The sequence below is a fragment of the Luteimonas sp. TWI662 genome, assembly GCF_039673825.1.
GTDB lineage: Bacteria > Pseudomonadota > Gammaproteobacteria > Xanthomonadales > Xanthomonadaceae > Luteimonas.
The window spans coordinates 1-15,036 of record NZ_JBDJMI010000010.1; the positions used below are offsets into that span (position 1 = coordinate 1).

Genomic DNA, 15,036 nt, shown 5'->3' on the forward strand with positions numbered 1-15,036 from the left:
GACTGGGGCGATGCCGACACCGCGCGCGACGGCGGCCGGCCCGGTCGCCCGTCGGGGCTGTTCGGCGCCGATGGCCGCCCGCGCCTGGCCGATGGCGGGCGCGTGGGCGGCGGGCTGCCGCCGGGCACGATCACCGAGGATTTCGAGAAGATCGACCGCATGGGCACCTGGCTGCGGCGACCGGCCCCGGGCTACGAGTCGACGCGCTTCGATCGGTACTGGGTGCCCAGCGAATCGCTGCTGGAAGAATGGGTGCGGCGCAGCGTGCAGACGGTGCTGATCCCGATTCCGGGCACCAGCAAGACCATCCAGTGCAGCGTCGCGTTGCTGGCCTTCGGCGGCGGCTGCGGGATCACCGATCCGAACATGCAGGACGTCGAGACCGACGGCCGGCCGCCACCGGACGTGCCGTGGAAGCCGGAGTTGCAGGAAGACCGCGACAGCCTGGGCAAATGAGGCCGGTATCGAATTCAGTGCACGGCGCTCAGGCCAGGACTGCGATTGGGCCTGGTCGCCCTGTGGTGCTCGGCGCGCGCTGCGGCGCGCAGGTCGGGGGCAACGGCTGAAATCCGAAGCCGAAGTTAGAGTCGGCAGGCCGCACGCAGGCAGAGCGGATCACAGGTGTTGATCCGCTCTTGGGCATCCCTCCAGCGAGGGCGCGCATGGGGTCGAACGGCGACGACGACGGTCAGCGGTCGTGCACGCCGCGAAGATCGCGCAACTGGCTGGGCTGGTCGGCGAAGTAGGCCGCGAGGTCGGCGATCTGCTGGTCGCTCAGCCCGGTGGCCTGCTGCGACATCAGCGCATGCTCGCGCGTGCCGTCGCGGTAGGCCTGGAGCGCGTGGGCGATGTAGTCGCGGTACTGCCCGCCGATCTTCGGATAGGTCGGGTCGAGCGGCGCATTGCCGCCGGCGCCGTGGCAATCGGTGCAGGTCTGGCCGGTCGCGGCGCTCTTGACGTTCGCTGCGCGCTCGCCTGCCTGCACCGACCCCTTGGGCAGGCCGGCCGACGATGACGTGCCGCCACCGGCATGCGCCTGGCCGTCGGCGGCGGGGCCGCCGCAGGCGGCCAACGCCAGACAGGCCGCGGTCGGGATCAGCAGAAGGAAGGTCCGGTTCATGCCGCTCACTGGGTCAGCTCCGAAAGAAAGGCGGCGATGTCGGCGATGTCCTGGTCCGAGAAGCTCTGCGCCTGGGCCTGCATCGTCGGATGCCGGCGGGTGCCGCGCTTGTACTCGTTGAGCGCATTGACGAGGTACTGGGGCGATTGGCCGCCGATCCGGGGCACGTGGTAGTGCGGATAGACGTTGCGGTAGCCCTCGACCCCGTGGCAGCCCTGGCAGGTGTAGGTCAGGGTCCGGCCGTTGCCGGCGTCGCCCGCCAGCGGCGCATTGGCCGCGGCGGCAGGTGCGGCGGCGGTCTGCGCCAGGGCCGCGGGAGAGGCCATCGCGGCAAGGGCGAGGCAGGAGGCGAGCAGCAGCGGTCGCGTCATCTTGGTATCCGCAATCCTGAGTGGCTGGAACGGCTGTCGGGGAAGCGTGGGACGTGACCCGCGGGCGGTCGCTGAACCGCGGGCAACCGCGCCAGTATAGCCATGGGCTCTGTGCAAACCCAACGGCGCATCCAGGCCCAGTTCGCAACGCTGGAGGTCACCATGACCAATGGCGGATGGAATCCGCATGTTCGGGTGAACTACATTGCTACCACACCGTAGGGGTCATTCCATTCCAATGTCGACACTGCTCGTTCGCACGTCCTCGGGACGCATTTTTGCCGGCAGCCTGCTGCTGGCGGCCGCCTTCGGCTTGAGCGCCTGCAAGGGGGGAGGAGGCGATGCCCAGGCCCAGCCCGGCGACGCGGCGCAGGCGCCGGTGCCGGTGGAGACCGAGGCCGTGGCGCGGCGCAGTGTGGCGGCGAGCTATGTGGGGACCGCGTCGCTGGACGTACCGCGCGGTGCGGACGTGGTCGCCAAGACCTCGGGAATCGCGCTGGAGGTGCTGGTCGAGGAGGGGGATGCCGTCCGGGCCGGCCAGCCGCTGGTGCGGCTCGACCCCGATCGTGCACGCCTGGCGGTGCTGCAGAGCCGGGCGACGATGGGCAAGCTGGAAAACAGCTACCGTCGCGCGCAGCAGCTCGTCGGCCAGCAGATGATCAGCGCCAACGATCTGGACCAGATCAAGTTCGACCTCGATACCGCACGTGCGCAGTACGAGATGGCGCAGCTGGAGTTGTCCTACACCACGGTCACCGCGCCGATCGCAGGCGTGATCTCCCAGCGCATGATCCGCACCGGCAACTTCGTGCAGATCAACACGCCGATCTTCAGCATCGTCGACAACGCGCGCATCGAGGCGACGCTCAATGTCCCCGAGCGCGAGTTGCGCGTGCTCAAGCGCGGCCAGCCGGTGCGGCTGCAGGTCGACGCGCTGCCGGGCGAGTCGTTCGAGGGCGTCGTCGAGCGCGTCGCACCGGTGGTCGAGTCGCGCAGCGGCACATTCCGCGTGGTCACCGCCTTCGCCGGTACCGATGCGCTGCGCGCGGGCATGTTCGGGCGCATCCACATCGATTACGACCAGCGCGCCGACGCGCTGGTGATCCCGCGCGCCGCGCTGCTCGATGACGGCGACCAGGCGGCGGTGTTCACCGTGCGTGACGGCAAGGCCGTGCGCGTGCCGGTGACGCTGGGGTATGTGGATGGCGATCTGATCGAAGTCCGCGACGGCTTGGAGGACGGCATGCAGGTGGTGACCGCCGGCAAGGTCGCGCTGCGTGAGGGCAGCCCGGTGCAGGTGATCGGCGCGGCCCCGGTCGCGGCCGCCAAGCCCGCCACCGGCGCCAAGAGCGACGCGCAGTAATGGCCGGCGCCTCCCACGAAGGCCCCGCCGGCGACGGCCCGGCCGCGGACCCGCATGCCACCGCACCCAGGCGGTTCGATCTGGTCGAGTTCTCCACGCGACGCCGCGTGACGGTGTGGATGGTCGCGATCAGCCTGATGCTGTTCGGCCTGATCGCGCTGACCAACCTCAAGGTCAACTTGCTGCCCGATCTGAGCTACCCCACGCTGACGGTGCGCACCGAGTACACCGGCGCGGCACCGTCGGAGATCGAGACCCTGGTCAGCGAGCCGGTCGAGGAGGCGCTGGGCGTGGTCAAGGGCGTGCGCAAGCTGCGCTCGATCTCGCGGACCGGCCAGAGCGATGTGGTGCTCGAGTTCGCCTGGGGCACCGACATGGACCAGGCGAGCTTGGAGGTGCGCGACAAGCTCGAGACCTTGCAGTTGCCGCTCGAGGTCAAGCCGCCGGTGCTGTTGCGCTTCAACCCGTCCACCGAGCCGATCCTGCGGCTCGCGCTGACCGCCGGCGACAAGGGCGGCGCGGTCGACGAGTTGACGCGCATGCGTCGCTACGCCGACGACGATCTGAAGAAGAAGCTCGAGCCGGTGGCCGGCGTGGCCGCGGTCAAGGTCGGCGGCGGCTTCGAAGACGAAGTGCAGGTGGAACTGGACCTGCAGCAGATGGCGCGCATCGGCCTGCCGATCGAGAACGTGATCCAGCGCCTGCAGCAGGAGAACATCAACTTGTCGGGCGGTCGTCTCGACCAGGGCACGCAGCGCTATCTGGTGCGTACGGTCAACCAGTTCGCCAGCGTCGAGCAGATCGGCGAGATGCTGGTGGCCACGCAGTCGGGCGGCGACAACGCCGCCGCCAGCGCGGCGCAGCAGATGGCCGCGATCGCGGCGGCCAGTGGTTCGCAGGCGGTGCTCGCCGCTGCGGCGTCGGTGCAGAGCGCCTCGGGCGCGGACGGCGCGACGATCGCGGGCGGCCGCGCGATCCGGCTGCGCGACATCGCCACCGTGCGCCAGGGCTTCAAGGAACGCGAGAGCATCATCCGGCTCGGCGGCGACGAGGCGGTGGAGTTGGCGATCTACAAGGAGGGCGACGCCAATACCGTGTCGACCGCCGATGCGATCCAGGCGCGGTTGGCGGTGATCCGCAAGGACCTGCCGCCGGGGATGACGCTGACCGTCGTCGACGACCAGTCGAAGTTCGTGCGGGCGGCGATCAACGACGTGCGCACCGATGCGCTGATCGGCGGCACCCTGGCGGTGCTGATCATCTTCCTGTTCCTGCGCAATGGGTGGAGCACGTTGGTGGTGAGCCTGTCGCTGCCGGTCTCGATCATCACCACGTTTTTCTTCATGGGCCAGTTGGGCCTGAGCCTGAATGTCATGTCGCTCGGCGGCCTGGCGCTTGCGACGGGTCTGGTGGTCGACGATTCGATCGTCGTGCTCGAGTCCATCGCCAAGGCGCGCGAACGCGGGCTGGGCGTGCTGGAGGCCGCGATCACCGGCACCCGGGAAGTGGGCATGGCGGTGATCGCCTCGACGCTGACGATCATCGCGGTGTTCCTGCCCTTGGTGTTCGTCGAAGGCATCGCCGGCCAGTTGTTCCGCGACCAGGCGTTGACGATCGCCATCGCGGTCGGCGTGTCGCTGCTGGTGGCGATGACGTTGATCCCGATGTTGGCCTCGCTCAAAGGCCGTCCGCCGCTGGCCTTCCCGGAAGAAGCGCCGCATCCGCAATGGCGCCCCGAGCGCCGCTGGCAGAAGCCGTTGGCGGCGACCGGCCGCGGCATCGGCACCGGCATTCATGGCGTGCTGTTCGGCTTGGTCTGGCTGCTCATTCGTGCCTGGCGCGGTGTCTCGTACGTGGTCAGCCGCGTGATGGGACGCGCCAGCGATGCGGCGATGGCGCCCTACGAGCGCGCCGAGCGTGGCTACATGCGGATCCTGCCGGCGGCGCTGGCGCGGCCGTGGTGGGTGCTGGGCACTGCGACCGCGGTGTTTGTGGTCAGCATGTTCGCCGTGCCGCTGTTGGGGACCGACCTGATCCCGCAACTGGCCCAGGACCGGTTCGAAATGACCGCCAAGTTGCCGCCCGGCACCCCGTTGCGCGAAACCGACCGCATCATGCGCGAAGTGCAGCAGGCGCATCGCGACGACGACGGTGTGGCCTTGTTGTTCGGGGTGAGCGGCAGCGGCACCCGGCTGGACGCGAATCCGACCGAGAGCGGCGAGAACATCGGCCGGTTGAGCATCGTCATGAGCGACGGTGGTAACCGCGAGTTCGAGGCGCAGCAGACCGAGCGCCTGCGCAACACCATGCGGCAATATCCCGGCGTCGCGGTGGACTTTTCGCGGCCGCAGATCTTCAGTTTCTCCACGCCGCTGGAGATCGAACTGCGCGGCCAGGATCTCGACGGGCTAGCGAAGGCCGGCCAGCGCATGGCCGAACTGCTGCGGGCCAATCCGCACTACGCCGACGTCAAGAGCACGGTGGAGCAGGGCTTTCCCGAGATCCAGATCGTCTTCGACCAGGCGCGTGCGGGGGCGTTCGGCCTGACCACGCGGCAGATCGCCGATGCGGTGGTGCGCGCGGTGCGCGGCGAGGTGGCCACGCGCTACAACTTCCGCGACCGCAAGATCGATGTGCTGGTGCGCGCGCAGGAGAATGAGCGCGATTCGGTGGAGCGCATCCGCAACCTGATCGTCAATCCGGGCAGCGGCGCGGCCGTGCGACTGGACTCGGTCGCCGACGTGGTCGCGACCATCGGCCCGAGCGAGATCCACCGGGCCGACCAGGTACGCGTGGCCGTGGTGTCGGCGAACCTGCGCGACATCGACCTGGGCGCGGCGATGACCGAGGTGCGGCAGATGGTCGCCGAAAACCCGCTCGGTCCCGAGATCGGGCTGCACATCGGTGGGCAGGGCGAGGAACTCGCCGAGTCGATGCGCTCGCTGCTGATGGCGTTCGCATTGGCGATCTTCCTGGTCTACCTGGTGATGGCCTCGCAGTTCGAATCGCTGCTGCATCCGTTCGTGATCCTGTTCACCATCCCGCTGGCGATGGTTGGTGCGATCGGGGCGCTGCTGCTGACCGGCAACACGATCTCGGTGGTTGCCTTCATCGGCCTGATCCTGATGGTGGGTCTGGTGGTCAAGAACGCGATCATTCTGATCGACAAGGTCAACCAGTTGCGCGAGGCCGGCGTGGCCAAGCGCGAGGCGCTGGTCGAGGGCGCACGCTCGCGTCTGCGTCCGATTGTGATGACCACCCTGGCGACGCTGTTCGGCTTCCTGCCGTTGGCGCTGGCGCTGGGCGAGGGCGCCGAGGTGCGCTCGCCGATGGCGATCACCGTCATGGGGGGGCTGGCGGTCTCGACCGTGCTCACGCTGCTGGTGATCCCGGTGGTCTACGACCTGCTCGATCGCAAGTCCGATGCGTTCTACGCCGAGCGTGGTCGCCGCGCGCGGCTGGGTGCGGCCGCTGAGCGCGATGGGGCGGAGGCAGGCACGCCATGAGCATCGCCGAGCTGAGCCTGCGCCGTCCGGTCACCACCATCATGTGCTTCGTCTCGATGGTGGTGATCGGCCTGATCGCGGCGGTGCGCCTGCCGCTGGAAGCGCTGCCCGACCTGACCATGCCGATCCTTTATGTCGAGTTGCCCTACGCGGGGTCCACGCCCGTCGAGGCCGAGCAGAACCTGCTGCGCCCGGCCGAGGAGGCACTGGCGACGATGAGCGGCATCAAGCGCATGCGCGGCGATGCCAATGCCGATGGCGCGGGTGTGCTGCTCGAGTTCTCGGACTGGGACCGCGACATCGCGATCAGCGCCGCCGAGGCGCGCGAGAAGATCGACGCGATCCGCTCCGACCTGCCCGACGATTTCCGTCGTTACTTCGTCCACAAGTGGACCGCCAGTGACCAGGCGGTCCTGCGCCTGCGCCTGGCCGCCAATGTCGATCTGTCGGGCAGTTACGAGATGATCGACCGGCAGCTCAAGCGCCGGCTCGAACGGGTGCCCGGTGTGGCGCGCGTGGAGATCAGCGGGGCGTCGCCCAACGAGGTCGAGATCGCAGTCCAGCCCGATCGCCTGACTGCGCACGGCATCGAACTCAACGCGCTGGCCACTCGCCTGCGCGCATTGAACTTCTCGGTCTCGGCCGGCCAGATCCTCGATGGCGGGCAGCGCTTGCGGGTGCAGCCGCTGGGCGAGATTCAGGACCTGCAGCAACTGCGCGACCTGGTGATCGACCAGAAGGGACTACGGCTGTCGGACATCGCCGACGTGCGCTTCAAGCCGCAGCGCATGGACTATGGTCGGCGCCTCGATGGACGGGCGGCGGTGGGGCTGGAGATCTTCAAGGAGCGCGATGCCAACCTCGTCGAGATCGCGCGCAGCGTGCTGGCCGAAGTCGAGACCGCGCGCAGCGAACCGGGGCTGGAAGGCATCGACGTCAAGGTGATCCAGAACCTGGGCGAGGAAGTGACGTCATCGCTGCTGGAGCTGGTCGAGGCGGGCGCGATCGGCCTGGTGCTGTCGATCGTCGTGCTGTACTTCTTCCTGCGCCACTGGCCGTCGACGCTGATGGTGACGCTCGCGATCCCGATCTGCTTCATCATCACCCTGGGCTTCATGCACTTTTTCGACGTCACGCTCAACGTGCTGTCGCTGATGGGCCTGCTGCTGGCGGTCGGCATGCTGGTCGACAATGCCGTGGTCGTGGTGGAGAGCATCTACCAGGAGCGCGAACGCATGCCCGACCAGCCGTGGCTGGCCTCGGTGCTGGGCACGCGGCATGTCGCGATCGCGCTGTCGGCCGGCACGCTGTGCCACTGCATCGTGTTCGTGCCCAACATGCTGGGCGAGACCAACAACATCAGCATCTTCATGAATCAGCTGGCGATCACCATCTCGGTCTCGCTGCTGGCCTCGTGGCTGGTGGCCGTGAGCCTGATCCCGATGATGTCGGCGCGCATGAAGACGCCGCCGGCGGTCGCCCGGCCCGATGGGCTGATCCCGCGCATGCAACGCGGCTATGCGCGGCTCCTGCGCTGGTCGCTGCAGCACCGCGGTTGGTCGGTGGCGGGCATCGTTCTGGTGGTCGCGTTGAGCCTGTTGCCGATGAGCCAGATCAAGTTCGATATGTTCGGCGACAGCGGCGGCGGCAAGGAGATCCAGCTCTACTACCAGTGGAAGGGCAGCTACAACCTGCAACAGCGCTCCGAGGAGGTGCGACGCTACGAGACCTTCCTCGACCAGCGCCGCGAGCAGTACCGGATCCGTCAGCTCTACTCGTGGTTCGGCGAGGGCGGCGATTCGGGCACGATCATCACGTTCCAGGACGATGTGTCCGACACCCGGGTGCTGTCGGACAAGATCAGCGAGGCGCTGCCCAAGTCCGCGCGCGCCGATGTCGGCGTACGCGGTGGCGGCCAGGGCGGCGGCGGGGCGGGCGGCAGCCAGGGCGTCCAGGTGCAACTGGTCGGCGATTCGACCCAGGTACTGCGCGAGATCGCCGATGGCGTGATCCCGATCCTGGCGGCCAATCCGGCGCTGCGCGACGTGCGCGTGGATTCGGGCGATCTCAACCACGAGCTTCGGATCAGCGTCGATCGCGACCGCGCAGCCGCGTTCGGATTCTCGGCCGAGCAGGTCTCGAACTTCGTCGGCCTGGCGCTGCGCGGCAGCCAGCTGCGCGAGTTCCGGCGCGGTGACGACGAGGTGCCGGTGTGGGTCCGCTTCGCGGGCGCGGAGACCTACAGCGAAGCCGATATCGCCGCCTTCATGGTCCGGGCGCCGGACGGCCGCAGCGTGCCGCTGACCAGCCTGGTCGAAATGCGGGTGGAGCCGGCCTCCAGCCGGATCACCCGCAACGACCGGCAGACCTCGCTGACGCTGCAGGCCAACCTCGCTGGCGGTACGACGATGCCCGATGCCCGCAAGGCGCTGGAGCAGACGCTGGACACGGTCGCGTTTCCAGCGGGCTACGGCTACAGCTTCTCCGGCAGCGGCTTCGAGGACGATGCGGCGGCAAGCCAGCAGATGCTGTTCAACCTGGTGATTGCGGTGATCATGATCTACGTGGTGATGGCAGCGGTGTTCGAGTCGCTGCTGTTCCCCGCGGCGATCATGAGTTGCGTGCTGTTCTCGGTGTTCGGCGTGTTCTGGCTGTTCTGGTTCACCGGTACCGCGTTCACGGTCATGGCCTTCATCGGCATCCTGGTGCTGATGGGCGTGGTGGTGAACAACGGGATCATCATGGTCGAACACATCAACAACCTGCGCCGACGCGGCATGCCGCGTCTGGAGGCGCTGGTGGAGGGCAGCCGCGAGCGGTTGCGGCCGATCATGATGACGATGGGCACGGCGATCCTGGCGATGGTGCCGATCTCGCTCAGCGACACCGTCGTACTCGGCGGTCTGGCGTACTCGCCGATGGCGCGCGCGGTTGCCGGCGGGCTGGCGTTCTCGACCGTGGTCAGTCTGTTGTTCCTGCCGACGATCTACGCGCTGCTCGACGACCTGCGGTACGGCACGGCGCGCATGCTCCGCCGCGCGCGGGGCGTGCCGGCGGGCGTGTCCACGGCGTCGTAACGTCAATGGCCCGCGTCGCTTGGCGGTGCGGGCCATTCCGCCTTGAGGGCGTGGTGGCCCCCGTGGTCGCGCCGGTCAGTGCAGCAGCTTGCCGAAGATCCGCAGGCCCGCGACCCACACGCCGATGCTCGACCCCAGGTTGGTGAACATGAAGTTGAGGATCGTCCTTGAGACGCGGTTGCGGTACCAGCCGCGGAACGTGCCCGCATCATCGCGCAGGGCCAGGAAGTCACGGTAAGCGGGCTTGCGCATGTGTGCTTCGATCAGCGCACTGAACAGGCCGGGCGAGACGCCCGGGGGACGGAATGGCTTGAGTGGCGCGGCGATCGCCGCGGCCAGGATGCCGAGCGGATGCGCGGCGGCGGCGATCGCGCCCAGCGCGGCGAATGCGGCGGTGATCAGCACCCACTCCTCGAGCAACTGGCGGCCGACGTCGACGCCACCATGCCAGTAGCCCCAGCCGATCATCGCCAGGATCAGCGCCATCAACAGGGTGGTGAACCACGGGAACCGACGCGTGCTCGGCGCCTGTTCCAGCTCTGTGCGGATCGCTGACGGCGTCTGCGTGTCTTCGGCCAGGTGGCGCGCGATGCCGGCCAGGTGACCAGCGCCGACGACCGCCAGGACCTCGCGCGCGTGGCCGACATCGCCACGCAGGCGTGCGGCCATGTAGCGGTCGCGCTCGGCGATGATCGTCTCGTAGAGCTTGGGATCGCTGCGGGCGAAATCGCCGAAGCTCGATTCGAGCATGTCGCCTTGCTTGAGCTTCTCGATCTCGTCTTCGCCCATCTCCTCGTTGGTCAGCAGGCCCGACATCAGGCTGCCGCCGAGTCGCAGCTTGCCCATCAGCCCGAGCCGGGACGAGGTGCGGCGGAAGGTCAGGCCGACATCGCGGTCGATCAGCGCGACCGGCAGGCCGCGGGCATCGGCGAGCGCGACGGCGCGCTTGAGTTCGGCGCCCGGCTCGATGCCGAGTTGCTCGGCGAGCCGGCGCTGATAGGCCGACAGCGCCAGATTGGCGGCGAACAACGCGACGCGGCCCTTGCGGATCACGTCGACCAGATTGAGCTTGCCCAGCGCGTCGGGATCGGTGATCGCCTGCAGGCGCTGCGGGTCGAGTTCGACCGCGACCATGTCGAACGCGCCGCTGCCGATTGCGTCCTCGACCGCCTCCACGCTGACTTTCGAGACGTGGGCGGTGCCCAGCAGGGTGTAGCGCACGCCATCGCGCTCGACGATCGCGTGCGGCTGCGTCTGCCAGGACGGGGAGGCGGCGGAATCGGTCATCGGGTCATTCGTCTTCGGGTGAGGTGGTGGCGCCGTCGCCCAGCGCGCGCTGCATCAAGATGGTGTCGAGCCAGCGTCCATGCTTGCGGCCCGAGCGCGGCAGCACGCCGACGGTCGCAAAACCCAGGCGCGTGTGGAACCGGACGGAGGGGCCGTCCAGCGGTGGGCCGATCACTGCGATCATCTGCCGGAAGCCGCGCTGCGTGCAGGTATCGATCAGCGCGTCCATCAGCCGCCGTCCCACGCCTTGGCCGTGCAGCGCCGGTACGACGTAGACCGAGCTTTCGACGGTGAAGCGGTAGCCGATGCGCGCGCGGAAACTGCCGGCGTAGGCATAGCCGGCGAAGCGGCCGTCGAGCTCTGCGACCAGATACGGAAAGCCGGCCTGGCGCAGCGCCGACCAGCGCCGGCGCATCTCATCGCGATCCGGCGCGTCGTATTCGTAGGTGGCCACGCCGTCGACGACTTCCCGCGCGTAAAGCGCGGCGATCGCGTCGAGATTGCCGTCGTGCGCGTCGCGGATCACGACGCCAGGGGTGGGAGCAGCCACCGGCGTCAGTCGATATAGCGCTTGAGCAGATCGCCGTAGGCGTCGATCCTGCGGTCGCGCAGGAACGGCCAGATCCGGCGCACGTGCTCGCTGCGGCCCAGATCCACTTCGCAGGTCAGCAGCGTCGGATCGCCGCCGGCCTGGGCGAGGAATTCGCCCTGCGGGCCGAGCACGTGGCTGTTGCCCCAGAAGTCGATGCCGGCCGCGCCCAGCGGCGAGGGTTCGTGGCCGACCCGGTTGCACGAGAGCACCGGCAGTCCGTTGGCCACCGCGTGACCACGGTGGCTGAGGATCCAGGCATCGCGCTGGCGGGTCTTCTCGGCGTCGTCGTCGCTCGGGTCCCAGCCGATCGCGGTGGGATAGAGCAGCAGGTCCGCGCCCGCCAGCGCCATCAGCCGGGCGGCCTCGGGATACCACTGGTCCCAGCACACCAGCAGGCCGAGTCGGCCGACCGAGGTGTCGATCGGCTTGAATCCCAGATCGCCGGGGGTGAAGTAGAACTTCTCGTAGAAGCCCGGATCGTCGGGGATGTGCATCTTGCGGTACCTGCCCGCCAGGCTGCCGTCGGCGTCGAACACCACGCCGGTGTTGTGGTACAGGCCGGCGGCGCGGCGCTCGAACAGCGAACTGACCAGGACCACCTGGTGCCGGCGGGCGAGCGCGGACAGCCGCTCGGTGCTCGGGCCGGGAATCGGCTCGGCAAGATCGAACGCATCGACGTTCTCTTCCTGGCAGAAGTACGCGCCGTTGTGCAGTTCCTGCAACAGCACCAGCCGTGCGCCCTGCGCCGCCGCCTCGCGCACGCGCGCCTCGATGATCGACAGGTTGGCCTCGGCGTTGCCGGCGCCGCGATCGATGATGGCGCGTTCCTGGATCAGCGCGACGGGCAGGGTGGTCTTGCGGGTCATGGCGGCGATGCTACGGGACTCGAAAAGGCCGACCATGCTAACGCGGATAGACGCGCGCGCCCGCGCGCCGGCCACCGCCGTTCAGAGCGCGTCAAAGCGTGGCCGCGAGTGCGACGACGTCGGCCGTGAAGCGCGGGTAGTCCAGCGCCGGGGCATGCGGGGTATCGCGGCGCCGGATCTGCCGCACCGCCACCAGGCGCTTGTCGGGCACCACGACGATGTACTGGCCAAGGAAACCGTCCGCCGCATACGCCACGACCGGGCCGGTGTCCTCGTCGAACACATCCGCACGGGCGAGACCGCGCCCGGTAATCTGAGCCGAGTACAGCACCGGCCAGTCGTCGCCCAGTGCATCGCCCAGCGCCTTGCGCAGCCCCGCGGCGCCATCGAGTCGCTGCCCGCGCAGCGACTCCAGTGCACTGATCCAGCGTGGATCCGCGTCGCGTGCGCGCGCGGTTGCGATGGCGTCCTCGCGCACGGTCAGGAATTGCCACTCGGGAATGCGCCACCACAGCAGGCCGACGCGCGGTGAACGCGGACCGGCACTGTACAGCGCCTGGACGAAGCCTTCGGGCAGCAGGCGCGTGCCATCGGGTGTGACGCCGTCGTCGAGCAGCAACTGGCCGAGCTTGGCCGCGTCGCTTGCGGTGACCGACAGGCCGGCCATGGCCCAGGGATTTCCGGCCGGATCCTTCAGCCAAGAGCCAGGGTGGATGTCGAGTGGGTCGAAGAGACGGCTTTGGAGATAGGCGTCCATCGGCATCCCGCTGGCCCTTGAGATGACGCCGGACAGCAGGTTGGTGGCCTTGTTGTTGTACGAAAACGTTTCGCCAGGCGCGGCATCGAGTTCCGCCGCCAGTGCGAGTTGCACGATGTCGGGTGCTGGTTCGAGTTCTTCGCCGGCGTTGGGCACGTTCTGCAGGCCCGAGGTGTGGTCGAGCAGCATGCGCACGGTGATGTCGCGCTTGCGTCCCTGCGCCCATTCGGGGAAGAAGGTGTGGACGGGGGTGTCGAGCGAGTCCAGCTTGCCGTCGGCCAGCAGCAGGCCGACGCCCAGCGCCACCACCGACTTGGTCGCCGACATTAGTTCGATCGGTGCGCGCGCCGGATCGGTGGCGGTGTCGACCAGCACGCGACCGTCGTGGACGATCAGCAGCGCATCGGATTCGGCGGCCGTCGAGGCCGCCTGCAACCGGGCCAGTGCTTCGGTGGTGGTGTCCTGGCCCGGCGCGGACGCCAGGGCCGCTGCGGACAACAGGAAGGCCGCGATGGCGGCGAGCAGGGTGCGAGGCATCGAAAGAACTCCAGGCGGTGGGCCAGGGTGGCGACACCTGTAGTCATGCTCCAGTGCCGTTGGTCATGCTTTCGTCCGGGGCGGACCGGGATCAGCCTGCGAGCGCGCCCTGCGGCAATTGCATGGTGATGCAGTGCAGGCTGCCGTTCTGCCAGATCAGCGGGCGGCAGGGCACCTGCACGATCTCGCGGCCAGGGTACGCCTGCGCCAGCACGGCGGCCGCGGCCGCGTCGGCCGGGTCGCCATAGGCGGGCATCAGCACTGCGCCGTTGAGGATCAGGTAGTTCGCATAGCTGGCCGCCAGGCGGCGGCCCTGGTCGAGGATCGGACGCGCCCACGGGAGCGGGAACAGCCGATACGGCGCGCCATCGGAGGTGCGCAGCGCCGCGATCTCGTCGGCCATTGCGTGGAGTTCGGCGTGGTGCGGATCGTTCGCGTCATCGCAGGCCTGGAAGACGATCGCATCGTCCGGCGCGAACCGGGCGAGGGTGTCGATGTGCGCATCGGTGTCGTCGCCTTCGAGGTAGCCGTGGTCGAGCCACAGCACGCGGTCCTGCGCCAGCCAGTCCGCCAGCCGCGCGCTCAGTACATCGCGCGAGGTCTCGGGGTGTCGCTCGTGCAGGCAGCGCCAGGTCGTGAGCAGCGTGCCGGCACCGTCGGTCTCGATCGCACCGCCCTCCAGGGCGAAGTCGATCTGCCGGCGCTGGGCCTGGTCGGCGAACAGGCCGGCCGCGTGCAGGTGCCCGACCAGCAGGTCGTCGCGACTGGCGTCGAACTTGCCGCCCCAACCGGTGAAGCGGAAGTCGTTGAGGACGAACGCATCGCCGCCCACCAGGGTGATCGGCCCCGAGTCGCGCAGCCAGGTGTCGTCGTAGGCCGCTTCGACGAAGCGCACGCGGTCCATGTCGACCCGGTTGGACGCCAGGCGCACATAGGCGTAACTCTGGACGTCCTCGTCGGGCACGCAGATCAGCACCGGCTGGAAGCGGGTGATGGCCGCGACCAGTGCGATGTAGGTGTCCTCGACCTCGCCCAGGCGTTCCGCCCAGTCGGTGTCTTCGGTCGGCCAGGCGATCAGGATGGCGGACTGGGGTTCCCACTCCGCGGGGAAGCGCATTGCGGTCTTGGTCATGGACTCAACGGATGGCGGGCTTGGGGCCGATCTCGGACGCGGTCGCGCGATTGGCGACCGTGTCGACGACCCGGTTGCGTTCGAAATAGACGGTGAAGGCGGGGTAGACCCAGCGATGGATCGTCGGCCATTGCCGCTTCTGTCCGCCGCGCGGTTCGAGGCGCTGGGACGGTGCGCCGAAGTCGGCCTCGACCTGAGCCATCGTCATGCCGCGTGCGGGGACGGCCAACCCGGCCGGCTGTCGGCTGCGGTCGACCAGCAGGGTGTCGGCCGTGGCCGGTGCGCTGCCAAGCAGCAGGGCGGCGCCCAGCGCGGCGGCTGCGAACATCGTGACGGTGGAACGCGACATGACGGACTCCTGGCCTGCGAACGGGAGGGGCGTGGCCGGGAACCCGGCCGCATGGCGGCTGTGTAGCAGACCCGCGGCG

The 15,036-nt window shown here is 68.8% G+C and carries 11 protein-coding genes and 1 pseudogene; 4 read left to right on the forward strand and 8 right to left on the reverse strand.

Translation table 11 applies throughout. The features are described from left to right. Nucleotides 1-456, forward strand: a pseudogene (locus ABE488_RS08705) (transmembrane repetitive protein); the annotation flags it as partial. A 232-nt stretch (nt 457-688) separates the two neighbouring features. On the opposite strand, the gene ABE488_RS08710 reads toward ABE488_RS08705, so the two are convergent. Both ABE488_RS08710 and ABE488_RS08715 read right to left on the reverse strand, forming a co-directional pair. Further along, nucleotides 689-1,129, reverse strand: coding sequence for a cytochrome c (locus ABE488_RS08710; RefSeq protein ID WP_346442232.1), 441 nt, complete (start codon nt 1,127-1,129; stop codon nt 689-691). Further along, on the reverse strand, nt 1,126-1,491 hold the full coding sequence (locus ABE488_RS08715; RefSeq protein WP_346442231.1) for a cytochrome c: 366 nt from the start codon (nt 1,489-1,491) through the stop codon (nt 1,126-1,128). The genes ABE488_RS08710 and ABE488_RS08715 overlap by 4 nt, the downstream gene beginning before the upstream one ends. A gap of 238 nt (nt 1,492-1,729) precedes the next feature. Here ABE488_RS08715 and ABE488_RS08720 point away from each other — a divergent pair, with 238 nt between their 5' ends. The 3 genes from ABE488_RS08720 to ABE488_RS08730 are packed head-to-tail and all read left to right on the forward strand — an operon-like array spanning nt 1,730 to nt 9,437. Beyond that, complete coding sequence (locus ABE488_RS08720; protein WP_346442230.1) at nt 1,730-2,854, forward strand: efflux RND transporter periplasmic adaptor subunit; 1,125 nt, start codon at nt 1,730-1,732, stop codon at nt 2,852-2,854. After that, nucleotides 2,854-6,360 (forward strand): efflux RND transporter permease subunit, encoded by a 3,507-nt coding sequence (locus ABE488_RS08725; RefSeq protein WP_346447891.1) that lies wholly within the window; start codon nt 2,854-2,856, stop codon nt 6,358-6,360. The genes ABE488_RS08720 and ABE488_RS08725 overlap by 1 nt, the downstream gene beginning before the upstream one ends. Next, the gene (locus tag ABE488_RS08730; RefSeq protein ID WP_346447892.1) at nt 6,357-9,437 is read left to right on the forward strand and encodes an efflux RND transporter permease subunit; all 3,081 of its coding nucleotides are present in this window, start codon (nt 6,357-6,359) and stop codon (nt 9,435-9,437) included. The genes ABE488_RS08725 and ABE488_RS08730 overlap by 4 nt, the downstream gene beginning before the upstream one ends. A gap of 75 nt (nt 9,438-9,512) precedes the next feature. Here ABE488_RS08730 and ABE488_RS08735 read toward each other — a convergent pair whose 3' ends face one another. The 6 genes from ABE488_RS08735 to ABE488_RS08760 all read right to left on the reverse strand — a co-directional run bounded on the left by ABE488_RS08735 (nt 9,513) and on the right by ABE488_RS08760 (nt 14,936). Then, nucleotides 9,513-10,724 (reverse strand): TraB/GumN family protein, encoded by a 1,212-nt coding sequence (locus tag ABE488_RS08735; RefSeq protein WP_346447894.1) that lies wholly within the window; start codon nt 10,722-10,724, stop codon nt 9,513-9,515. A gap of 4 nt (nt 10,725-10,728) precedes the next feature. After that, on the reverse strand, nt 10,729-11,274 hold the full coding sequence (locus ABE488_RS08740; RefSeq protein ID WP_346447896.1) for an N-acetyltransferase family protein: 546 nt from the start codon (nt 11,272-11,274) through the stop codon (nt 10,729-10,731). A gap of 5 nt (nt 11,275-11,279) precedes the next feature. Further along, nucleotides 11,280-12,182, reverse strand: coding sequence for a carbon-nitrogen hydrolase (locus ABE488_RS08745; protein ID WP_346447897.1), 903 nt, complete (start codon nt 12,180-12,182; stop codon nt 11,280-11,282). 91 nt (nt 12,183-12,273) lie between these two features. Beyond that, nucleotides 12,274-13,476 carry a serine hydrolase domain-containing protein gene (locus ABE488_RS08750; protein WP_346442224.1) on the reverse strand — a complete coding sequence of 401 codons (1,203 nt, stop codon included), beginning with the start codon at nt 13,474-13,476 and terminating at the stop codon, nt 12,274-12,276. Between the two features lie 91 nt (nt 13,477-13,567). Next, entirely contained in the window at nt 13,568-14,608 is a 1,041-nt protein-coding gene (locus ABE488_RS08755) for an agmatine deiminase family protein (RefSeq protein ID WP_346447899.1), read from the reverse strand. A 4-nt stretch (nt 14,609-14,612) separates the two neighbouring features. Further along, a complete protein-coding gene (locus ABE488_RS08760) occupies nt 14,613-14,936 on the reverse strand; it encodes a hypothetical protein (RefSeq protein ID WP_346448027.1) in 324 nt (107 codons plus the stop codon). Between the last annotated feature and the right edge of the window lie 100 nt (nt 14,937-15,036).